This window comes from Neorhizobium sp. JUb45, from assembly GCF_004343585.1.
In the GTDB taxonomy this organism is placed as follows: Bacteria; Pseudomonadota; Alphaproteobacteria; order Rhizobiales; family Rhizobiaceae; genus Neorhizobium.
The window spans coordinates 889210-911856 of record NZ_SLYW01000003.1 but is presented as its reverse complement, the minus strand read 5'-3'; the positions used below and the strand labels follow the sequence as shown (position 1 = coordinate 911856).

Below are 22647 nucleotides of genomic sequence, written 5' to 3'. Positions count from 1 at the left end.
ACCAGCATTCGCCAATCTTATGTAGGTTTCTTTAGAACGAAGGACATCGTCGCTAGCAGCGCCGCCGCCCTCGTCAGTGACCGGGTTATAGTCCCCACCACTTCCTCAAGTCAACACCAACTTCGCAAAAATGTCATGTTTCGAAGCGGAAAAATGCGCATCCCCTGAGCCACAAGGGTTTCGCGGCCAATTTTTTTTCAAGACCCGCAATTGATCAAACAAAACAACGTATCAGAATGCGGGAAGCCGGGGCGCAAGGACACGCCCCGGCGGTATTTGCGGACTTATGGGCCCTGAAGAACGCGTCCTTTTGAAAAACCTGGCCTACATAGCAGCCATGTTATCGACCATCATCTCGTCACTCGCGGCAGAGACACAGCTGGGCACAGTTCAAAGCGCGTAAACCTCGTCATGCGTTGCGACGAAAAAATCACCGTCAGGCGTCACCCAGCCGCGGAACATGCCTGCGGTGTTATAGGGCGCCGCAACGGAGCCATCGGCGCCGATCGCGACAAGGCCCGCACCGATCGCATGCGGCTTAAGCTCTCCCATGATGACCTGGGTGGCCGCCTGATCGACGTTTTCGCCGAGATAGCGAACGCGGCTCGCCACTTCATGGCCGACTGCATAACGGATGAAATATTCGCCCTTGCCGGTGCCCGATACGGCGCAGACGCCATCACGGGCATAGGTCCCCGCCCCCGCAATCGGCGTATCGCCGATGCGGCCGACCGGCTTGTTGTTGTAACCACCGGTCGATGTCGCCGCCGCAAGGTGCCCGGACGCATCCAGCGCAACGGCACCGACTGTGCCGTGTTTTTCGGATTCGCTGGCCTTGGCCGCCGTGCCGGCTGCAGCATGCGCTTTCATGGCCGCCAGCGCCTGCACCCGCTTTTCGGTGGTGAAATAGTTCTGGTCGACGATATCCAGCCCTTCGACCCTGGCGAAATCATCGGCAGCAGGACCTCCAAGCAGAACGGCATCCCCCTTCTCCATGACACGGCGTGCGGCCTTGACCGGATTGCGGATGTGTCGCGTCAATGTCACCGCACCGGTTTCGAGCGTGCTGCCATCCATGATCGAGGCATCGAGTTCGTGTTCGCCATCGGTGTTGAGTGCCGCGCCATGACCGGCGTTGAAATGCGGGCTGTCTTCCATGACCACGACCGCCGCCTGCACCGCATCGAGCGCCAAGCCGCCGGCTTTCAGGATGGCCCAACCGGCTTGCAGCGACCGATGAAGATCGACACGCGCCGCTGCCCATTCCACCTCGCTGAGGTCATCTTTGGCCATCACGCCGCAGCCACCGTGTATCGCAAGTGCAATTTTTGTCATGGCTCTGTCCTTCATATCTCTACCTGCATTTCCGGCCCGCATTGAAAAACACCCCGCATTTTAATGCGGGGTGTAGCAGTCAGATTTCAGCTAAGTTCGATATCACCGATGACACGCACGCGCACGCGACGCGCGCCGCCCGGCAGATAGGCGATCGGGATATCCTCGACCTCCAGCGTCTTCAGGCTTTCGCGGCTGGCGCCGGAGGCGACGGCTGCGGCCTGCGCTTCGGCTTCCGCTGTGGCCAGAGCCTCGTCGCGGCTGATGCCGGAGAAAACTTGATCCACTTCGCCCGAGACCTGCGCCATCGCCGCACCCAGTGCATTGGCGACACCGGCGTTTTCGACACGCAGCACTTCGGAAGCGCCCAAAACCTTTTCCGGGATAAGGAAGGCTCCGCCGCCGACCGCGATCAGCGGTACATCTTCGGCCGAGGTCTTCATCTGGTCAAAGCTGTCGGTGACCATGTCGCGGATGCGCTCGAGGCTGGCCTTGACGAAGGCCGGATCGAGACCCTTCACGCGGTCCTTGTCTCCCATCTCGATCAGACCTGCGGCAACAGCCACGTCAGATGTCGTCAGCGTATTGCCACCGAACACGAGGGCTTCCGAAAGGATGCGGTAACCGACTGAACGCGGGCCGATCTTGCCGGTTTCCGGATCGATGATCGTGCCGCCGCCAAGTGCTACCGGCAGCAGGTCCGGCATGCGGAACAGCGTGCGCACTCCGCCGACATGCACGATATTGTTCGCCTCACGCGGAAAACCGCCGACAAGGCAACCGATATCCGACGTGGTGCCGCCGACATCGACGACCATCGCATCGGTGAGGCCGGTGAGGAAAGCCGCGCCGCGCATGGAATTGGTCGGGCCGGAGGCAAAGCTGTGAACCGGATTGGCTGCCGCCACATCCGCCAAGGCCACAGTTCCATCGTTCTGAGTGAGGAAGAACGGGGCAGCAATCGAGGCTTCACGCAATGCGTCGGAAAACGCCTGAACGGTGGTCTTGCCGAGCGATTGCAGCGCGGCATTCAGCAGCGCCACGTTCTCACGTTCCAGCAGACCGATGCGGCCCAGCGTGTGCGATAGCGTGATGCGGGCTTCCGGAATGATCGAGCGGACGATCTCGGCAGCTGTCACTTCGCATTCGGTGGTGAGTGGCGAGAATGTTGCCGAAATCGCGATCGAGGTAATGCCGGCGTCGCGGATCTTCATCGCCGCTTCGCGGATCTCGTCCGGGATCATCGGCACGATCGGGCTGCCGTCATATTCATGGCCGCCATGCACCATGAAGATCAAGGGATCGACAGCAGTGCGCAGATCTTCCGGCCAGTCGCACATCGGCGGCAGGGAAGAGCCGCTCGGCAGCGCGATGCGGATGGCCGCGACACGTTCCAGCCGAGCGCGTTCGACGACCGCATTGGTGAAATGGGTGGTGCCGATCATCACGGCGTCGAGCGGACGACCACTTACAGCGATCGAGCCGGACACATGCGCGAGTGCTGCCTTGACGCCGGACATGACGTCCTGCGTGGTCGGAACCTTGATCGAGGAGAGGATCGTGTCGCCGTCGATCAGCACGGCATCCGTATTGGTGCCGCCAACGTCAATACCGATGCGTTTCATGGGAATACCGATGTGAATTCGATGTCATAACCGAAGGCGCGTGGGCCGACGGCGGCGATGCCTGCAGGCGTGGTCAAAAGCTCAGGTGCCGGAAGTGCCACGACAGTGACACGCTGGCCGTAACGCACGGATTCGGTGCCTATGGCTCCGCCCGAAACCGTGTCGAGCAGGCAGAGCAGGTCCGGTGTCATGGCAACGGGCTGGCTATCGCGGAAGGCCACGGCCCATTCGTTCTGGAAGGCCAGTTCCATGCGCGAGCCCTTGTCGGCATCGATGCCCTCGATGACCGTCTTGCCGCGCAGGAAGCCGCCGGTGGTTTCGCGCACCACATCGACGATCTTGCCGCGAAACAGCTGCTTGCCGCCTTCATGGTCGAGCACCGCCTTGACCGGATCGTCGTGACGCGCGCGCGCCTCGATGACGGCACGGCCGAGTTCGGTTGCCTTGGTGACGGTGTAATGAATACCCCAATCCTTGACCTCGCGGCCGGAGCGAGGTGCCTTGCAGGTGGCGGCGGTCGAGCCGACTTCCGTGCAGACCTTTCGGGATATACGCTCCATCCACTTCCACGAGGCGGCGCGGGTGACGATCACTTCATTGTCGCGGATATCGACCAGCGACAGCGGGAACATCGGCAGGTTGCCGATGGCGAACGAAGTCATCTGCGCTTCGGGATAGGCGCGGCCCATCGCATCGGCATTGACGACAGGGCGGTCGAGCATCGCACCGGCGAGGAAGGAGGAGAGCGCGTTTGAGCCGCCGATTTCGACGCTCATGATGGCGCGGAACGGTTTTCCCAGATAATCCTCCATCACCTCGACAGCGCGGGCGAGATGGACGGGATCGCTGAGACGTTCCTGACCGACCAGCGGTGCGCCCATCTTGGAGACCACGGCGACCATGTCGTCATCGGCGAGATCCATCGGATCGATGATCTGCACACGGCGGCCTTCCGCATAAAGGCGGCGCAGGTTGAGTGTGGAGATATAGGGATTGCCACCGCCGCCGGTGCCCAGAATCCAGGCGCCCGTGGCGAGCGGTTCGATATTTTCCTCGGGGAATTCCTGAAGCATGTGTCACCCAAACAGTCGATGGCAGAGCCCGGCCCGCACATAGACAAGCATCTGTGCGGACCGGATTTCGTGAGAGATCACGAAGGCTTTAGTTGGCCTTGCAGTCCCAATAGAAGTTCGAAAAATTCAGGTCCCAGCTCTGCATCGGAATGAAGGCATAACCCTGCAGGCACTTGTTGGCGCCGTAACGACGGTTCGGTGCCACGGCCCAGACATCCGGCTGCAGATCGGCGATCTTGGTCTGCAGTTCCTTGTAGGTGGCGTTCTGGGCAGCCACATCGGTTTCGCCGCGCGCCTTGTCGATCAGCGCGTCGATTTCCGGGTTCTGCAGCCATTCCATTGCCCACCAGGTGCCGGATGCCTTGGAGTGATACTGGTTGTAGAACATCGCGTCCGGCGAAGGGTAGCTCGGCGAAACGTTGACCTGCGTCGAGGCTGGCGTGGTTTCCGGCTTGGCGGACAGCTCGACGATGCGGTTCCACGGCTCCGGCTTGATGTCGAGCGTGATGCCGATCTGTTCGAGATTGGCCTGCAGCAGCAGTGCCACTTCCGCCTCGAAGGCAAGCGAAGCGACGTAGCTATTGACCAGCGTGATCTTCTGGCCGGCATATTTCGACTTGGCCAGTTCTTCCTTGGCCTTTTCAAGATCGAAGACGCCCGGCTCGATGCCATCGTTGTGCGCGTCCTTGAAAGCGTCCGACAGCGGGCCCTTCATGTCGAAGCCGGGATAGATGACTTCCTGAATGGTTTTGTAGTCGGTGGCGTAAGCGATGGCGCGGCGCACATGCACGTCGTCGGTCGGGTAAACCTTGGTGTTGAGCTTGATGACAAAGCCGCCGGCGGTGCGGGTCTGGATCAGCTTGTAGCCATCCATCTTGCCGATTGCCTCATAGGTGTCGTTGCCGAGACCATGCGAGGTCAGGCCAAGTTCGCCCTTCTCTGCGAGAGCCTTGACGGTGGCATCGTCGCTGGTCTGCACGAAACGGACTTCGTCGATCGGCTTGCCCTTGGTCCAGCCTAGGAAATAATCGGCATTGCGGGCGATGACCATATCGGCAGAGCGGTTGTAGCTGATCAGCTTGTAGGGACCGGAACCGGCGGAATGTTCGCCGACATAGGCCTCGCCCCACTTGTCTTCGGCCTTGGTGTTGGCTTCGATCAGCTTCTGGTTCAGCGCCATGAAGATCGGCGTGACCGACATGAACGGTGCGAACTGACGCTCGAGCTTGAAGACCACAGTCGCATCGTCCGGCGTGGTGATGTTTTCCGGCTTGATCAGGCCGACGACGAGGTTGGACGGGCCCTTGTTGATGCCGATCAGGCGCTTCACCGACCATGCGATATCGGAAGCCTTGAGGGCGGTGCCGTCCTGGAACTTTGCATCATCGCGCAGATGGAACGTGTAGGTCAGGCCGTCCGGCGAAATCTCCCAGGATTTTGCCAGATGCGGCACGATCTCGCCCGACGGGCTGACGGTGGTGAGGCCATCATACATGTTCACGATCGCCATGTAGCCGGTGTAATCGGTCACCTTGGCCGGATCGAGCGACGAGAAGATCTGCATCGTGTTGACGGCCATCGACACTTTTTCGTCGGCAGCCGAGGCCGATGCGGAATGCATCGTAAGCGTAAGCGCGGTGCCAAGCGCAAGCGCGGCAAGGCGAGACATTTTCGACGTGGTTTTCATGCTAGTTCCTCTCTTAGATGCGGAACACCCGCTTATGATTAGGCTGCCTGACTTGCGATCGATGGCAGCGGAGAAAAGGTAAGCTCGGGGTAGCCAAAGGCCTTCGGGCCGACGACGTCGAGTGCCTGGGCGCTGCGCAGCAGATCGTGGCAGGGGATGGCCAGCACCGCGACACGCTGGCCGTAACGCAGCATTTCGGTGGTGATCGGGTAACCGGTATCGACATCCAGCAGCACGATCAGGTCCGGTACAGTGACCTCGACCTTGCCGTTACGGCGGAAAATCAGGAACTCGTTCTGGATGGCGACGCCGGCGGTCTGGCCGGTGCAATCGTCAAAGCCCGCCAGTTCCATTTCGCCGACCGCAAAGCCGCCGCGCAGATGGCGTTTCAGATCGGTGATCTTGCCGTTGAAGATGCGACGTCCGCCTTCAAGATTGCAGACTGCGGCAATCGGATCTTCCTGCGCCTTGCGAGCGTCGATGACGGCCTGACCGAGCGCAATCGCCTTGGTGTAGCTTTTCGGAATGCCGTAACGGTGCACGAAATGCGCCTGCATCGGTGCCGTTGCCAGCATCGCGCCGCCGCCCTGCGCCACCACGCAGGCGCGCGCCATGCGTTCATGCCAGACTTCGGAAACCGCGTGGCTGAAGATGACGGCATTGCCGTGCAGGTCGCACATCACCGATGGCGTCGAGCTGTGACCGTAGATGGAGAAGGTGGTCATCTGCATTTCCGGGAAGGCGCGGCCCATGCCGTCGCAATCAAGGATCGGCAGACCGCCGAGCGCCGCCGTCACCAGCGGGTTAATGGCGTTTGCACCACCGATTTCCTCGCAGACGATGGCATCGATCGGCTGACGGATCAGGTCTTCCATGGCGCGCAGGCAACGCAGGCCCTCGCGGCCCTCACGCAGACGCTCGGTGCCGACGACGGGGGCACCGATGCCGCCGATCGACATGCACAGCGCATCCGGCTCGATCCGGTCGGTGGCGAGAATCTTTAGTTCGTAACCGGCCTTCATGGCTTCCAGTGCCAGAAGCTTGCCCTGATAGGGATTGCCGCCGCCGCCGGTGCCCAGAATGCCGGCCCCGATTTCCAGCGCATCCAAATCCTCGACGGTGAGCGTACGCAGATCGGCTTCGTCGTATTTCAGCTTGCGCGGTTCAGCCACCATGGCCTCCCATTTCTCCAACGACCTTGACGTGAATGCGGGTGGCATTGCCGGGCAGATAGGCCAGCGGCGTGTCCTCGCGTTCGATGACTTCGAGTGTTTCGGCGAGCGCTCCCGCGGCAATCGCCTTTTCGCGCGCTTCGGCTTCGGCTTCAGCCAGCGCGCTTTCGCGGGTGCGGCCATCGATCAGCGAAAAGACGCGATCGGTTTCACCGCTGATCTGGGCGATTGCAGCACCGACCGCATTGGCGACAGCAAAATTGTCCGGGCGGATGACATCGAGATCACCGATCTTGTCCGGCATCAGGATGGATCCGCCGCCAACGGCGATGACCGGAACCGGCGTCGAGGAAATGCGGCTGCGCTCGACACAGGCTTCCAGCATGGCATCGATCTTTTTCGCGGCCGCTTCCACCAGCGACGGATCGAGACCGGCCAGCAAACCGGCATCGCCCATATCCGCCTTGCCGGAAGCAACGGCGATATCCGTTGCCGTCAGGGTCTTGCCGCCGAAGCAGATCGCATCCTGACGGACACGGTAGCCCACTGATTTCGGGCCGATGGTCACGCCCTTATCGGTTTCGACCACCAGCGAACCGCCGCCGAGGCCGATCGAAAACACGTCCGGCATGCGGAAATTGGTGCGCACGCCGCCGATATCGACAGTCGTGGATGCCTGGCGCGGAAAACCGTGCGACAGCGAACCAACGTCGGACGTGGTGCCGCCGACATCGACCACGACGGCATCCTTGATGCCGGTGAGGAAGGCAGCACCCCGCATGGAATTGGTCGGGCCGGAAGCGAAGGTGAGAACCGGGAAACCACGCACGACATCGGCTGCCATCAGCGTTCCGTCGTTCTGGGTGATGTAGAACGGCGCAGTGATGCCGGCCGTTTCCAGCGCCTTGCCGAAAGCGGCGACCGTGCGGTCGGCCAGCGACAGCAGGCTGGCATTCATGATTGCAGCACTTTCGCGCGCAAGCAGACCATGACGACCGATATCCTTCGACATCACCACCGGCAGGCCGGGGCAATGCTGTTGCAGGATTTCCTTGGTGCGTTGTTCCATCGCATCGTTGATGCCGCTGAACACGCAGGTGACGGCCGCAGCCTTCAGACCCTTGGCGCGGATATCGCCGGCGATACGCACGATCTCGTCTTCATCGAGCGGCGAGATTTCACGCCCGTCGAATTCGTAACCGCCGCGCACCTGATAACCGTGGTTGCCGACGATCTCGCGCACGTCATCCGGCCAATCGACCATCGGCGGCAGACCGGCACCGGACGGCAGGCCAAGACGGATCGCCGCGACCTCTTCCATATGCCGGCGCTCGATCACCGCATTGGTGAAATGCGTGGTGCCGATCATCACGGCGCCGATGCGCTGCCGGTCGATGCCGGAGGCTTCGATGACCTTTTCCAGCGCCTCGATCACGCCCGAGGTCACATCCTCGGTGGTCGAAGCCTTTACGCCGGCCAGAACCGTCTTGCCTTGCAGAACGACAGCATCCGTATTGGTGCCGCCAACGTCAATTCCAACGCGATACACGTCAGGCTCCTCTCAATCGGTTGTCTTGACGAGGAAGCGCGTGCGCTCTTCCTCCGTCACGACAGGTTTCAGGCGCTCCTCCTCATCGCTGACGACCGGGATCGCCGCGATCAGCGCGCGGGTATAGGGATGTTTCGGTTCGGCAAAAACGTCCGGGGTGGCCCCCTCCTCGATGATTTCGCCGCGCAGCATGATGGCGATGCGCGAGCAGAAATTGCGCATCAGCGACAGATCGTGGGAGATCATCAGATAGGTGAGACCAAGCTCCTCGCGCAGCTGCAGAAGCAGCTCGATCACCGTCTTCTGCACCGATACATCGAGTGCCGCGGTCGGTTCATCGAGGATCAGGATCTTTGGTTCCGCCGCAAGCGCACGGGCAATCGCCACACGCTGCTTCTGGCCGCCGGAAAGCTCGTGCGGATATTTGCCGAGATAGGATTGCGGCAGCCGCACGAGGCCCATCAGCTCGTTCATGCGCGCCTCGCGGGCGGCGCCGTCGAGACCAATCGATTTCAGCGGCAGGCTGAGCGTCTGTTTGACCGTGCGTTTCGGGTTCAACGAGGTGCCGGGGTTCTGGTAGACGATCTGCGTCAGGCGTTTGCCCTTGGCCGACGCCGGCGCATCGATAGACACGCTTCCCGTGGTCGGGTCGATGAGATCCATGATGATACGGGCGACCGTGGTCTTGCCCGAACCACTTTCACCGGCAAGCCCCAAAACCTCGCCTTCGCGCAGCGTCAGATTGACGTCGCGCACCGCGTGGTAGCCGGGACGGCGACCATAAATCTTGTTGAGGCCATCGACGGTGACGATTGGCGGGCGTTCACTGCCCTTCTGGTCGATGACACGCGAACCATAAAGCGGCGGCACCGCATCGAGCAGCGAGATCGTATAGGGCTGTTTCGGCGCCGACAGGATTTCCGCACAGGGGCCGGTCTCGACGATATCGCCATGATGCATGACCACGACCCGGTCGGCGACCTTGCGCACGACACCGAGATTGTGGGTGATCATCAGCAGCGCCATGTTCTCCTCGACAACCAGTTGGTTGATGAGGTTGAGGATCTCGTCCTGTGTCGTGACGTCCAGCGCGGTGCCAGGCTCATCGGCGATCAGAAGTTTTGGCTGGTGCAGAAGCGCCAGCCCGATCAGCACGCGCTGGCGCATGCCGCCCGACAGTTCCGACGGATAGGCGTTCATGACGCGGTCGGTATCGGCCAGCTGCACCCGGCGCAGCACGGCGGCGATGCGGGTGCGGCGCTCCGAGCGAGACGACGACTTGCCGGCGCGCTTGTCGGCGAACCGCATGACGTCATCGAGATGGGTGCCGATCTTGAAGACCGGATTGAACGAGGACAGCGGGTCCTGCATGATCAGCGAAAAGGCGCTGCCCTTCATGCTCTCGCGCTCGCCGCGCGGCATTTCGAAGACGTTGCGGCCACCGAAGGAGATGGCACCGGACTGGACGGAGGCATTTTTCGGCAGCGTGCCGATGATCGCCTTGGCCGTCACCGATTTGCCGGAGCCGGTTTCGCCGATCAGAGCCACGCGTTCGCCAGCAGACACGCTGAACGAGACATTGTTGAGAACCTGGCGCGTGCGGCCGTAGGTGGTGAACGAGACCGTGAGGTTCTCGACATTCAGAAGCGGTTGGCTCATCGCTCAGTTCTCCACATCGAACATGTCGCGCAGGCCATCGCCCAGCAGGTTGAAACCGAGGGTCACGTAGAAGACGGCGGCACCGGGGCACAGCACTTCCCACCAGAAATCCGGCATGAACTGGCGGCCATCGGCAACCATCGAGCCGAGGTCCGGCGTCGGCGGCTTGACGCCGAAACCGAGGAAGCTGAGCGTTGCGCCGAACAGGATGACGAAAGCCGCATCGAGCGTGGTCTTCACCGAAATCACCGGCACGCAATTGGGCAGGATTTCGCGGAAGAGGATGTGCATCGGGCCGGCACCGGCAAGACGGGCCGCCTCGATATAATCTTCCGAGGCGATCTGCTTGGAGACTGCATAGATGAGGCGTGCATGCCAGGTCCACCACAGAAGGGTGATGGCAATCATCGCATTCGTCAGCGTCGGCTCCAGCAGGTTGGAGACGGCAAGCGCCATGACGAGCGGCGGCATGGCGAGCATGACGTTGGTCAGGCCACTGATGACCTTTTCCGTCCAGCCGCCGAAATAACCGGCCATCAGGCCCAGAACCGCACCCACCGGCACCGAGATGCCAAGCACGCCGACCACCAGAAGAAGCGAGATGCGCAGACCGAAGATCGTACGCGAAAAGATGTCGCGGCCGGCCTTGTCGGTGCCGAACCAATGGGCGGCATCCGGCGGCAGATGGCGAGCGCGGAAATCCACGACCGCACCGACATGTTTCGGATAAGGCGTCAAAAGCGGCGCGAAGATGGCGAGAAAGATCACCGAAAAGATGATCAGCGCGCCGATCACGGCGGCCGGATTGCGACTGAACCGGTACCACATCATGTAACCGGCGCTCAAACCGCGATCGCTGGCATCGAGCATCTTGATATCGGCCATCAGCGGGCCTCCTTACGGCGAAGGCGCGGGTCGATCATCGTGATGAGAACATCAACGATCAGGTTCGCGACGATGAAGAACAGGCCGGCAACCAGAACCACGGCGGTGACGGCGTTGAGATCCTTCTGCAGGATCGACTGGAGGCCGTAGGAGGCAAAACCACCCCAGGCGAACACCATCTCGATGACGAAGGCGTTGCCGATCAGCGAGGCGAATTCCAGCCCCATGATGGTGAGCGGTGCGATCGACGACAGCTTTAGAAGATATTTGAAGATGATCACGCGCTCGGGCACCCCAAAGCTTTTCAGCGTCAGCACATGATCCTTGCGCTGGTTTTCGATCATGGCGGAACGGGTGATGCGGGTAATCTGGCCGATGCCGGCCATGGACAGCGCAAAGGCAGGCAAGGCCAGATGCTGAAGCGCATTCAGCGACACGTCCGGGCGCCCCGTCAACAGACCATCGAGGATCAGCAACCCGGTCGGGCCGCCGGTCCAGCCGAGGTTATGATCGAGCCTGCCGATGATCGGCCAGCCGGAGAGGAAGCGGGCCGCAATGAGCTGGAGCGTGATGGCGAACAGAAAGCTCGGGATGGTGACGCCGGTCAGCGACAACAGGCGACCGATGTGATCGACGGCACGATCACGGTAATGCGCCATGATGACGCCGAGCGGGATCGCCACGATGAACATGAAGATCACCGACACCAGAACCAGTTCAAGCGTTGCCGGAACAGTCTGGCCAAGATCGGTCGTGACAGGCCGTTGCGACACGAGCGACATGCCAAGATCGCCGCGCAGCGCCTTGCCGATATAATCGACATACTGGAACACCAGCGGCTGATCGAGGCCCATCTGCAGCCGCAGCGCCTCGACCTGTTCGACCGTCGCGGCCGGGCCAAGCGCCATGCGGGCGGGATCGCCGGGCACGACGCGCGCCAGCACAAAGATCATGATCGAAAGAGCAATCATCACCAGCACGAACGTGCCCAGTCTGGTGAGAATGGCGATCAATGGATGTTGCTGCATCGGCGGATTGGTCCTCGTGCATCATTGCAGCGCCGTGCGCCAGACTTGACGCACAAGGGACGCTGCAACTCTTCAAGTCTGACATCCAGCATTTGAAAGCCGTCATGGCTTTCGGACGCAGCATGTCCGGATCGAGGTTTAGCATTTCGCAGCACGGCCGTATCAGCAACAGCTCAAAAGTATAGTTTTTTGACGTCGTGGTATAGGTTATGAACCCGTTTCGCGGTATCGCATGCAGATGCCTGATTTATTGCCACGCCCGCAGATTGTCCGTGATATCGCCCGCAAAACCGCAGCGATCACCTTCCTGCGTGCACCGGCCGGCGCCGGGAAATCCGTGGCTTTGCGCATGGTGGCTGAACAACTTGGCCTGCAGGTATCCTGCGCTCACCAGCCGCGCGTGGACGACGTACAAGAGGGCATCCTGATCTGGGATGTGCCGGTTGCGGCTCGCTCAGCCCGGCTGCCGGCGCAGGTGTTGGATCATGCGCGTCGCATCATCATCGCCTGCCGCCCCGAACAGCGGATCAGCGGACTGGCGCGCCGCATCATGCATGACGGGGCCGTGACGTTTTCGGCGGAGGACCTGACGTTTACGGCGCGGGAACTCGCTCCCCTGCCCGCATCACCACGCCAGCTCCTGGCTGAAGGATATGCGGGCTGGCCAGCCTTCCTTCCTCTCTGCCAAAACCCTGACGACGACGCCTGTACCGAATATCTGCGGGAAACGTTTCTGACCTCGCTTTCACCGACGCAGACGGCCGACCTTTCGATCTGGCTGGAAGCCCCATCCGCGGATGCCGTCGGAGACTGGAAAGCAGCCCTTCCGCCGGCCTTGACGGAAACCCCGGAACGAAACACCGAGCTGCTGCGCCTTCTGCGCATCGCCGTTCAGGAGCGTTTTCATACACTGGTAACGGGCGGCGCCGTCATCGACATCGCCTCGGCACTGGAACGGGCCGAACGACCGCTGGCCGCGATGGACCTGCTTCTCGATCACGGTCATGAAGAGCATGCGGCACAAATCCTCGAACGCGCCCATGGCCGCGAGCTGATCTATCGCAGCAGCGTGGAAGCGTTTCAGACCATCATCATGCGCTTCTCCCAGCCCATCATGGCCACCAACGAAACGGTTCTGTTCGCAGTGGCACGCAGCCTTCTCAAGCAAGGCGAGCTTTCCCGCGTCCGGCATCTGGTCTCGCGGCATCTGGGCCACGATTACCTCGATCCGCTGAAAGTCCTGAACCGGAATTCGCGTTTTTCGTTTGCGGCACGCACCTTTCGCCTCAACCTGATGATCTGCGAGGATCTGACGCCATCAGATGCGATGATCACCCGGCTGGGCGAATTCATGGCGGACTATCCGCTTGGCGATTACGGAAAATGGTCGGGTTATTATAACGCCATCCTGGAATTCGAGGTGCGGCGGCGCAATTTTCGAGAAGCGGAAGCCGCCGCTGCCCGCGCGCTCGTTTACCTGCGCAAACCTGGCGGCCAGCCGCTCTTGGAATTTTTCATCCACCTGCACCAGATCGTGCTGCGGCTGATGAGTGGCGATGCCCTTTTGGCCCGCCGCGCGGCGAAAGACGCACGTGACCGGCTGGAGGCCGTGCCACACGAAGCCGTGCAGGAGTTTCGTATGCTGCGGCTGGCGGAAGCCTGCCTTTCCTACGAATCCGGTCGGCCGCGCGAGCTTCTGGAATTCGTGCAGAGTGATTTCGAGGCCTTTGCCGCCGCCGAAATCTGGCCGAGCCTGATGCAGTTTGCCCTGCATTATGCTTCGCAGGTTCTGGGCGATCATTTCGCCATGACCATCCGTCCCGGTTTCCTCGATGGTCTGTGGATCCATCTGTCCGAGGGCCTGCAGTTTCATGCGATGATGGAGATCCGCACCGCCATCGCTTATCAGAACGCCAATCGCTGGACCGATGCGGCAGCCACCCTGACCGCCGTGCGCATGCCGATCGGCCGCAACTGGGTGGACAGCGCCACCGACGAACTGACCCGCCTCTCCCGGCGCGACGAGATTGCCTATGCGATGGCATGGCTGCGCGACGCCGTGCACATCGCCACGCCCCGCGCCTACCTGCCCCGCCAGATCGATGCGCTGATCGCCAATCCAAAAGTGACCAACCGTGAGAAGGTGGCCCTTCAGCTTTGGCAGAGCTACGTCTCGCACCAGCGGCGCGACAATGCCGCAGCTCGCGCGCAGCTTCTTTCCGCGCTGGAGACCGCGACGCGGCTGGGCTGCAACGGCGTGCTCTCCGAAGAACGGCTATTTCTGTCGCCGCTCCTGAACGACCAGCGCATCCGCGCCTTCATCGAGACATCCTCCGATGTGCGCATGGCGCTGTCGATCTTTGCCTCATCGGTCAACTCGCCGCATGCCCGCGCCCTTCACGGCGGCCTGTCGCAGCGCGAGGCACAGATGCTGCAACTGGTTGCCGCCGGCATGCCCAACAAGAAGATCGCCCACACGCTCAGCATTTCAGAGGTGACGGTGAAATTCCACGTCGGCAATCTGTTTCGGAAACTCGGCTGCTCGAGGCGGGCCGAAGCGATCCGGGCCGCCAAGGCGCTCGGCTGGATATGAACACGTTGAAACGGCCCACGAGAACGGACGGTCAAGGTCTGAATAGCCGCAGAGCGTTGCCTAACTCTCTTTTGTAGAGTAAGTTTCCGATATAAACTTATGGGCCAGAACCGATGACCAAACCGCAGCCTTCGACCTACACCGCCAACGATCTGCAACGCGCGCAATCGTATAAGGCACGCGATTATCCGCAGAATGTCGATCCGAAGATCGAAGGGCTGGTGCGGGAAATGATCTCCGGCTTTGCCGACAAGTGGACCGTCGTCATTCTCGACACGCTTTGGGATGAAGGCACGTTGCGCTTTTCGGATATCGCCCGCCATGTCACCGGCATCAGCCAGAAGATGCTGACGCAAACCCTGCGGCGGATGGAGCGGGACGGCCTTGTCGTGCGCAAGATCTACGCCTGCGTACCGCCGAAGGTCGAATATAGCCTTTCGCCTCTCGGGCTGACGCTTGGTGCAGCATTCTGCAACGTGTGGATCTGGGCGGTCGAAAATCATGAAGCGGTCGATGCCGCGCGGGCCACATTCGACACGCTGAAAGACTGACGCGACCCGCTCCGCGCGCCAATCCTCAGCGAGACGCAATTGGTCAGTTTCTCATCGTAAAGGCGGCGCGAAACGCTTCCAATGCGACGACGGGATCGGCCTTCGCAAAAGCCTCGAGCCCCACCGGCCCGCGATACCCCATATCGACCAGCGATCTGGCAATCGACGGGTAGTTTATCTCGCCGGTGCCCGGCTCGCACCGTCCCGGAACATCCGCTACCTGCACCTCGCCGATGAAAGGCAGGCAAGCCCTGCAGGTTTCGATCAAATTCCCCTCGCCGATCTGCACATGATAAAGGTCGAGATTGAGCAGCAGGCGCGGATGATTGACGCTTTCGACCAAGGCAAGCGTATCTTCCGCACGGCCGAACGGCGTGCCGGGATGATCGACCGGCAGATTGAGGTTTTCAAGCGTGAAGACGACGCCTTCCTCTTCCGCCATATCGGCGATACGCGCCAGCGTGTCACGCGCTTTCAGCCACATGCGTCCGGTCGTCACTTCACTGGGACGAACAGGCAAACCGCCCTCACCAAGGCCTGTACCATGCAGATTAAGCCGGGCGACACCGAGCCGTTTACCGACCTGCGCCGTCTCCCGGGCCGAACGCAGCAATTCGTCGGCCCCTTCATCATCGGCCAGACGACCTGTCAGATAGCCATTCATGATGGAAAAGGTCGCGCCGGACTTTTCGAGCGCAGCGAGATCATGCTCCGGCCAGTTCCATAAGCCGACCTCGAAACCCATTTCCTTGAGTGCCGAGCAGCGCCATTCGATCGGCTTGTCGCGCCAGAGCATTTCCGCGCAGGCGGCCAGCGTAAAAGGTTGATCCATTGTTTTATCCGCTTGTGTGAGGGTCAGCGCGTCAGGTGCTCGACCGGCGGCGCGGCGACAAAACGCCATTTGCGCAGGGGACCGGCCATGACGTTCAAATAATACATCTCGAAACCGTGCGGTGCGCCGCAGGGGTGATGCCCGCGCGGCACGCAGACGACATCGCCGTCATGCACGGCCATGGTCTCGTCCAGTTGCAGGTCGTCGGTGTAGACGCGCTGGATACCAAAACCGTCAGCCGGGTTGAGGCGATGGTAATAGGTCTCTTCGAGATAGGTGATGCGCGGAAAATCGTCTTCGTCGTGGCGGTGGCTCGGATAGCTCGACCAATGGCCGGCCGGCGTGAACACCTCCGTTACCAGAAGACTGTCGCAATAATCCTCGTTTTCCATGGCGATATTGTTGATGTAGCGGGTGTTCGTGCCCTCGCCGCGCTGGGTGAGCGTTATACCGGCCGGGCCGATCCGCCGCGCCTCGTGACCGCCTATGCCGGGGGCGGAGCAGACGGCGATGACACAATCGGTCTCAGCAACGGCCTTCCATGTGCTGCCGTTCGGCAGATAGAGGCAATGCGGCGGCGATTTTTCGAACACGCTCATGCGCTCGCCAAGCACGCCCCAATCCTTGCCCGCACCTTCCAGCGCCGCCTTTCCTTCGACCATAACCAGAATGACCTCACGGTCACCGGTCTCTTCGGTCACGGCTTCACCGGCCCGCAGCCGGTAAAGCGAAAAACCGACATACCGCCAACCTGCCGATGCAGGCGTGATCTCGTGCACCTTGCCGTGTTTGCCGAATGGGCGGTGGAGAAGATTGGGCATCTCGAAACTCCTGCTGTTTTCTCAGACCCGATTGTTCAGACAAGTCCGACTTTGGCGGCAGCGGCTTTCAACGTCTTCAGGCCAAGCGACTGATAATCAAACGGATTGCGGACATCCGGGTCCTGTTCGGCCTCGATGACGATCCAGCCGTGATACCCGGCACTCTTGAGGATCTTCAGAAGCGGCTCGAATTCGACGCCACCTTCCTCGTCACCCGGCACGGTGAACACGCCGGCACGCACGCCGTCCATGAACGACAGGCCCTCATCGCGCACTTGGCGCATGACGGCGGGGCGCACGTTCTTGGCATGAAAATGGCTGACGCGATCGACATGGCGAGCAAGCACGGTTTCGGGATCGCGACCATTGCCGCCGAAGAAGCAGTGACCGGCATCGAACAGCAAACGTGTGGCAGGTCCCGTCACAGCCATGAAGGCATCGATTTCTTCCGGGGTCTCGACCACTGTCCCCATATGGTGATGGTAGACGAGCGCTATGCCCTGGCTGGCGGTGAAGGCGGCAAGCTCTTCGACCTTGGCGCCAAAAGCCTTCATCTGCGCCTCGGAAAGAACCGGGCTTTGCGAAAGCGGCACCTGCAGCCCCTGCACGCTGTTCGACGTTTCGCAGGCGATGCAAACCGTGCAGCCATTGTGCTTCAGCTTGTCGAGATGCGGCTGGATGGCCTTCTTTTCCTCCTCCACCGACTGCGTCAGCAGGTTCAGCGAATACCAGCCGGAAACGAAAGCCAGACCGTGGCCGCCGAGCAGTTCTTTCAGCGCCTGCGGATCGTTCGGCCAGCGATGGCCGTTTTCGATACCGTCAAAACCGATCTCGCCGGCTTCACGCAGGATTTGCTCGGTCGGAATGTTGGCGCCAAGGGTCTGGTCGTCGTCATTGGCCCAGGCGATGGGATTGGTGCCGAAGCGGATCATGGTCCTGTCCTCAATTCACGGTGTTCTGCTTGGCGACACTTGTCAGATAGCGCGCATAGGTCTGTTTCAGCTTGTCGGTGGTGCTCACTTCCGGCACAGCGACATCCCACCAGTGGCCGGCATCGCCGAAACCAGGGCCATCGGTTGGATCTGTGTCGATGACGATGACGGTGGGGATATCGCGGCCACGGGCCTGTGCGATCTGCGCTTCGAGATCGGCAATGTCCTTGGCCTTCACGGATGCCGCGCCCATCGACGCGGCATGTGCGACGAAATCGATCTCCGGCTGCTGCTCGACATTGCAGTCTGCGTAGAGATTGTTGAACGGCTCGCCGCCGGTGCCGCGTTGTAGCCGGTTGATGCAGCCGTAACCACGATTGTCAGTCAGCACGACGGTGAACGGCACGCGGCGCATGACCGCCGTCGCCAGCTCCGAATTGGCCATCATGTAGGAACCGTCACCGACGAAGCAGATCACCTCGCGGTCCGGCCTCGCCAGTTTCAGACCCATGGCGCCGGCGATTTCATAACCCATGCAGGAGAAACCGTATTCCATGTGGTAGCCGCCCTGGCTCGGTTGCCAGAGAAGTTTCAACGCGCCCGGCATGGTGCCGGCCGCACACATGGCGATGGCGTTTTCGCCCGTTGCCCGCTGTACAGCGCCGATCACCTGCGCATCCGTCGACAGACCTTCCTGCGACGGTGCGGCGCAATGCTGATCGACGGCGGCAAGCCATTCGCTACGGGACACGGCATCGGATTCCGGCGCGCGATAGCCGCCCAGCTTTTCGCCCAGTGCCGCCAACGCAACCTTGGCATCCGCGACAACGCCGATGGCACCGTGCTTGTCGGCATCATAGGCCTGCACGTTGATCGAAACGAGTTTTCGGTCCTTCGCCTCGAAGAGCGACCACGATCCGGTGGTGAAATCCTGAAACCGCGTGCCGATGCCGATGACCAGATCAGCCTTGCGGGCAAGCGCATTGGCGGCGGCCGAACCATCGACGCCAGCCGCACCAAAATTCATCGGATGGCTTTGGGCGAGTGCCGATTTGCCGGCCTGCGTCTCGATCACCGGGATGGCGTGGTGTGTGGCAAACTCGGCAAGATCCTGTTCCGCATCGCTGTAGATCACGCCCCCACCCGCGACGATGACGGGATTTTTCGCTGCACGAACAAGCGCCGCCACCTCATCGAGATCTCGGGCGTCAGGCTCAGGCCGGCGAATGCGCCAAACCTTCGGCTCGAAAAAGGCATCCGGCCAATCATATGCTTCGGCCTGCACATCCTGGCAGAAGGACAGCGTTACCGGCCCGCAATTTGCCGGATCGGTCATTACGCGCAAAGCGCGTGGCAGTGCCGTCAGAAGCTGTTCCGGCCGCATGATGCGATCGAAATAACGGCTGACCGGGCGAAAGCAGTCATTGGCCGAGACGGTGCCGTCATCGAAATCCTCGATCTGCTGTAACACCGGGTCGGGTCGGCGATTGGCAAACACATCGCCGGGAATGAGAAGAACCGGCAGTCGGTTGACATGGGCGAGTGCCGCCGCCGTCACCATATTGGTGGCGCCCGGCCCAATCGAGGACGTGACCGCCTGAATGCGCCGACGCTTTTTCGCCTTGGCATAGGCGATCGCGGCATGCGCCATGGTCTGTTCGTTCTGGCCGCGCCATGTCGGCAGGCTGTTGCCGGCCTTCTGCAGCGCCTCGCCAAGACCCGCGACATTTCCGTGGCCAAAGATCGCCCAGACGCCATCGACGAAACGCTCGCCATCCTCGGTCATCTGTGCCGAGAGCCATTTCACCATGGCCTGCGCCGCCGTCAGTCGTAACGTGGTCATGCCGCCTGCTCCTGTGCTTTTTCGCGTGCCGTGTCCCAAATGGTGCACAGCCGCTGGTACCGTTTGGCCATGTCGTCAACGGCCGTCTCGTCCGTGATGTCACCCGCCAGCCAGCGTTTGGCGGCCTCGCCGAAAATCGTGCGTCCGACCGCAAAGCCCTTCACCAGATCGAAACCTGCCGCGACTTCGAAACTGGTCGACAGTTCCGCTTCCGGCGCATCCAGGCCGAGCACGACGATGCCGCGTGTATGGCGGTCATGCGCCTCGATGGCTGCGATGGCATTTCGCCAGCCGGCCGTGGTTTTCATCGGCTCCAGCTTCCACCAGTCGGGATAGATGCCGGCCGCATAAAATTGATGGATCAGCGTCGCAACCGTGTGGTCATCCGTTAGTCCGACCTTGGACGGGATGACTTCGAGAAGAAATTCCAGCCGGTTGCGCCGTGCCGCTTCGAACAATCTCTTGACCGTCGCTTCCTGCTGCGCCCGCGTTTGCGCATCGTCATCCGGATGGCAGAAGCACAGAACCTTGACCACATCCTCGCGCGCCCATTCGGACAGCGTGCCGCAATCCGTACCCAGCTCCGGTTCCAGCGTCAGCGGCCGCGACCCCGGCCACTCGGCCGGACGGCCGATCCAAAGCCCGGACCCCGAAGCCTTGTGCAGTGCCGACCGGCCGATGCGGTTGTCGCAGAGAATGCCGTAACCGGATTTGCCCGCCTGCACGCGAAGCGCTGCCTGAAGGCACAATTCCTTGAAGGCCGCGCCCTTTTGCAACGTGTATCCGGGCATCTGCTCCAGCTGGACACGGTGATCGAAGGCAAACACCCGCATGGTCGACCAGTCGCCATCGACCCGCCTCTGACGCGTGGTCGACCAGTGCAGCTGCTCCAGTTCCGCATCATTGCGCAGATCGGGACGCACGACGCCGCGCTTCAGGAAAAATTCCAGTTCCTCGAAGCTCGGATAGGCCGGCGTGCAGCCATGTCGGCTGACGGCGAAGGCGCCGCAGGCATTGGCGAATTTCAGCGATGTCGGCCAGTCCTCGCCGGTCATCCAGCCACGCAGAAGCCCGGAAAAGAAGCCGTCGCCGGCGCCGAGCACATTAAACACCTCGATCGGAAAACCCTGACCGCTCTGACCATCATCCAGGCTGGTCGGAATGGCATGTTCGAAGGCGGTGGCGCCAAGCGGACCACGTTTGCACACCAGCGTCGCGGCGCTGACCTTGCGAACGGCGTTGAGGGCCGCCAGCGTGTCCGTCGAGCCACCGGCAATATGGAATTCCTCTTCGGTACCGACGATCAGGTCGAACAGGTGCAGGCTTGTCTGCAAACGGGCCGTGACCCTGGCGCTTTCGACAAACCGGCTTTCGCCATCGCCATGACCGGCGACACCCCAGAGGTTGGGGCGATAGTCGATATCGAGCGCGGTGCGCAGACCGTGCTTGCGGGCGAGCGTCAGCGCCTTGAGCACGGCGGCTTCGGTACGGTTATTGCTCAGATGCGTGCCGGTGACGACAACGGCGCGGGCGGAGGCGATGAAGTCCTCATCGATATCGTCTTCGCACAGCGCCATGTCGGCGCAGTTTTCGCGGTAGAAGATCAGCGGAAACTGGGTGTCGTCGCGAATGCCGAGAATGACCAGCGCCGTCAGCCGTTCCGGATCGGTCTTTACACCCTCGGTCGAAACTCCCTCGCGCTTCAATTGCTCGAGGATGAAGCGGCCCATGTGCTCATTGCCGACCCGGCTGATCAGTGCCGTCTTCAGGCCAAGCCGCGCGCTGCCGCAGGCGATGTTGGTGGGCGAGCCGCCGATATATTTTTCGAACGAGCCCATGTCTTCCAGCCGTCCACCGATCTGGGCGCCATACAGATCGACACCGGCGCGGCCGATCGTGATGACGTCGAGTGTCTTCGTCATGTCGTCACCCTTTCGATGCGGATGGTGCTGCCGTTGGAGGCGGCCATGGCGTGAATGACCTTTTCGATCTCCAACCCGTGGCCGAAATCAGGACCGGAATTCGGCCCGCCGGCAATCGCGACAAGCAGATCGCGGGCTTCCACCACCTTCTGTTCGTTGAAACCAAAGTTGTGACCGGGTGCCGGGCAGAAGGCGGCAAAATCCGGCTGATCCGGGCCGGTCAGGTGCCGGGTGAAACCCGCCTCGCCAGCACGATGAACCCAGAGTTCATTCATGTTTTCCTGATCGAAAACGATCGTGCCTTCGCTGCCATGCACTTCCCATTGCAGCCTGCATTTGCGGCCACGCGCCACGCGCGACGTGGCAAACGAGCCTTGCGCGCCGGAGGCAAACCGCAGCATGGCCAGCGCGCTGTCCTCGTTTTCAACCGGCTTGGGACCCTCCGGCGACGGACGCGCGGGAATGGCAACCTGGGTCTGGGCGACCACTTCGGCCACCGGCCCCATCAGCGCCAGCATATGGCTCACGAGATGGCAGCCGAGATCGCCAAGCGCGCCCAGACCGCCACCTTCGTGAGTCATCCGCCACGACCACGGGAGGAGTGGATCGGCGGAATAATCCTCGTCATAAACCCCGCGGAAAGCGAGCGGTTTTCCGATCCCGCCATCGCGGATCAGATTGCGTGCAGCCTGAAAGGCGGGGCTTCTGAGATAGTTGTAACCGAGCATCGTTGCCTGGCGCGGATAGGCGGCGGCGGTTGCGGCCATTGCCTGAGCATCGGCCAGCGTCAGCGCCATCGGCTTTTCCAGCCAGACATGTTTTCCGGCTTTGAGCGCCGCCTCGGCCATCGGCCGGTGCATGCCGTTTGGCGCCGTGATCGAGACGACATCGACATTCGGATCGCCGACGGCTTCCTGCCAAGCGGCCGTGGAACGCGCAAAGCCGAACTGATCGGCAAAACGTTGCGCACTCTCCGGCGTGGCGTCGGACAGGATTTCCAGCCGGTGATGTGCACCTCCGAAGACGGCGGCCACATTGCGCCAGGCCATGGCGTGGCACTTGCCCATGAAACCGGTGCCGATCAGCGCGATACCAAGCGGACGATCCGGGAGAGTTGAAGTCTGTACCATGAAAAATGCC

The 22647-nt window shown here is 61.5% G+C and carries 17 protein-coding genes; 2 read left to right on the top strand and 15 right to left on the bottom strand.

Annotation, left to right across the window (positions count from 1 at the left end; all coding sequences use genetic code 11):
* Positions 1-390: 390 nt before the first annotated feature.
* The 9 genes from EDF70_RS16740 to EDF70_RS16700 all read right to left on the bottom strand — a co-directional run bounded on the left by EDF70_RS16740 (position 391) and on the right by EDF70_RS16700 (position 12013).
* The gene (locus tag EDF70_RS16740; protein WP_132275761.1) at positions 391-1335 is read right to left on the bottom strand and encodes an isoaspartyl peptidase/L-asparaginase; all 945 of its coding nucleotides are present in this window, start codon (positions 1333-1335) and stop codon (positions 391-393) included.
* A gap of 86 nt (positions 1336-1421) precedes the next feature.
* Positions 1422-2960 carry a hydantoinase/oxoprolinase family protein gene (locus EDF70_RS16735; protein WP_132275758.1) on the bottom strand — a complete coding sequence of 513 codons (1539 nt, stop codon included), beginning with the start codon at positions 2958-2960 and terminating at the stop codon, positions 1422-1424.
* Entirely contained in the window at positions 2957-4033 is a 1077-nt protein-coding gene (locus EDF70_RS16730) for a DUF917 domain-containing protein (RefSeq protein WP_132275755.1), read from the bottom strand. Before EDF70_RS16730 ends, EDF70_RS16735 begins: the two co-directional genes overlap by 4 nt.
* Positions 4034-4121: 88 nt before the next feature.
* Positions 4122-5720 (bottom strand): ABC transporter substrate-binding protein, encoded by a 1599-nt coding sequence (locus EDF70_RS16725; protein WP_132275752.1) that lies wholly within the window; start codon positions 5718-5720, stop codon positions 4122-4124.
* A gap of 38 nt (positions 5721-5758) precedes the next feature.
* Entirely contained in the window at positions 5759-6892 is a 1134-nt protein-coding gene (locus tag EDF70_RS16720) for a DUF917 domain-containing protein (RefSeq protein ID WP_132275931.1), read from the bottom strand.
* Positions 6885-8441: a hydantoinase/oxoprolinase family protein gene (locus EDF70_RS16715; RefSeq protein ID WP_132275749.1), complete on the bottom strand. Its 1557-nt coding sequence runs from the start codon at positions 8439-8441 to the stop codon at positions 6885-6887. The genes EDF70_RS16720 and EDF70_RS16715 overlap by 8 nt, the downstream gene beginning before the upstream one ends.
* A 12-nt stretch (positions 8442-8453) precedes the next feature.
* Positions 8454-10100: an ABC transporter ATP-binding protein gene (locus tag EDF70_RS16710; protein WP_132275746.1), complete on the bottom strand. Its 1647-nt coding sequence runs from the start codon at positions 10098-10100 to the stop codon at positions 8454-8456.
* 3 nt (positions 10101-10103) lie between these two features.
* Positions 10104-10985 carry an ABC transporter permease gene (locus EDF70_RS16705; protein WP_132275743.1) on the bottom strand — a complete coding sequence of 294 codons (882 nt, stop codon included), beginning with the start codon at positions 10983-10985 and terminating at the stop codon, positions 10104-10106.
* Positions 10985-12013, bottom strand: coding sequence for an ABC transporter permease (locus EDF70_RS16700; protein ID WP_132275740.1), 1029 nt, complete (start codon positions 12011-12013; stop codon positions 10985-10987). The genes EDF70_RS16705 and EDF70_RS16700 overlap by 1 nt, the downstream gene beginning before the upstream one ends.
* Positions 12014-12251: 238 nt before the next feature.
* Here EDF70_RS16700 and EDF70_RS16695 point away from each other — a divergent pair, with 238 nt between their 5' ends.
* Together EDF70_RS16695 and EDF70_RS16690 are read left to right on the top strand one after the other, a co-directional pair.
* Complete coding sequence (locus EDF70_RS16695) at positions 12252-14606, top strand: helix-turn-helix transcriptional regulator (protein ID WP_132275737.1); 2355 nt, start codon at positions 12252-12254, stop codon at positions 14604-14606.
* 113 nt (positions 14607-14719) lie between these two features.
* The gene (locus tag EDF70_RS16690; protein WP_132275734.1) at positions 14720-15157 is read left to right on the top strand and encodes a helix-turn-helix domain-containing protein; all 438 of its coding nucleotides are present in this window, start codon (positions 14720-14722) and stop codon (positions 15155-15157) included.
* A 43-nt stretch (positions 15158-15200) separates the two neighbouring features.
* Here EDF70_RS16690 and EDF70_RS16685 read toward each other — a convergent pair whose 3' ends face one another.
* From EDF70_RS16685 to EDF70_RS16660, 6 genes are read right to left on the bottom strand one after another with little or no spacing between them, the layout of a single operon-like run.
* Complete coding sequence (locus tag EDF70_RS16685; protein ID WP_132275731.1) at positions 15201-15989, bottom strand: TIM barrel protein; 789 nt, start codon at positions 15987-15989, stop codon at positions 15201-15203.
* A gap of 23 nt (positions 15990-16012) precedes the next feature.
* Positions 16013-16810: a 5-deoxy-glucuronate isomerase gene (gene iolB, locus EDF70_RS16680; RefSeq protein ID WP_132275728.1), complete on the bottom strand. Its 798-nt coding sequence runs from the start codon at positions 16808-16810 to the stop codon at positions 16013-16015.
* Positions 16811-16845: 35 nt separating this feature from the next.
* A complete protein-coding gene (gene iolE / locus EDF70_RS16675) occupies positions 16846-17742 on the bottom strand; it encodes a myo-inosose-2 dehydratase (protein ID WP_132275725.1) in 897 nt (298 codons plus the stop codon).
* 10 nt (positions 17743-17752) lie between these two features.
* Positions 17753-19585, bottom strand: a complete 1833-nt coding sequence (gene iolD, locus EDF70_RS16670; RefSeq protein ID WP_132275722.1) for a 3D-(3,5/4)-trihydroxycyclohexane-1,2-dione acylhydrolase (decyclizing) — start codon at positions 19583-19585, stop codon at positions 17753-17755.
* Positions 19582-21507: a 5-dehydro-2-deoxygluconokinase gene (iolC, locus tag EDF70_RS16665; RefSeq protein WP_132275719.1), complete on the bottom strand. Its 1926-nt coding sequence runs from the start codon at positions 21505-21507 to the stop codon at positions 19582-19584. Before iolC ends, iolD begins: the two co-directional genes overlap by 4 nt.
* Positions 21504-22637, bottom strand: a complete 1134-nt coding sequence (locus EDF70_RS16660) for a Gfo/Idh/MocA family oxidoreductase (protein ID WP_132275716.1) — start codon at positions 22635-22637, stop codon at positions 21504-21506. Before EDF70_RS16660 ends, iolC begins: the two co-directional genes overlap by 4 nt.
* Positions 22638-22647: the final 10 nt, after the last annotated feature.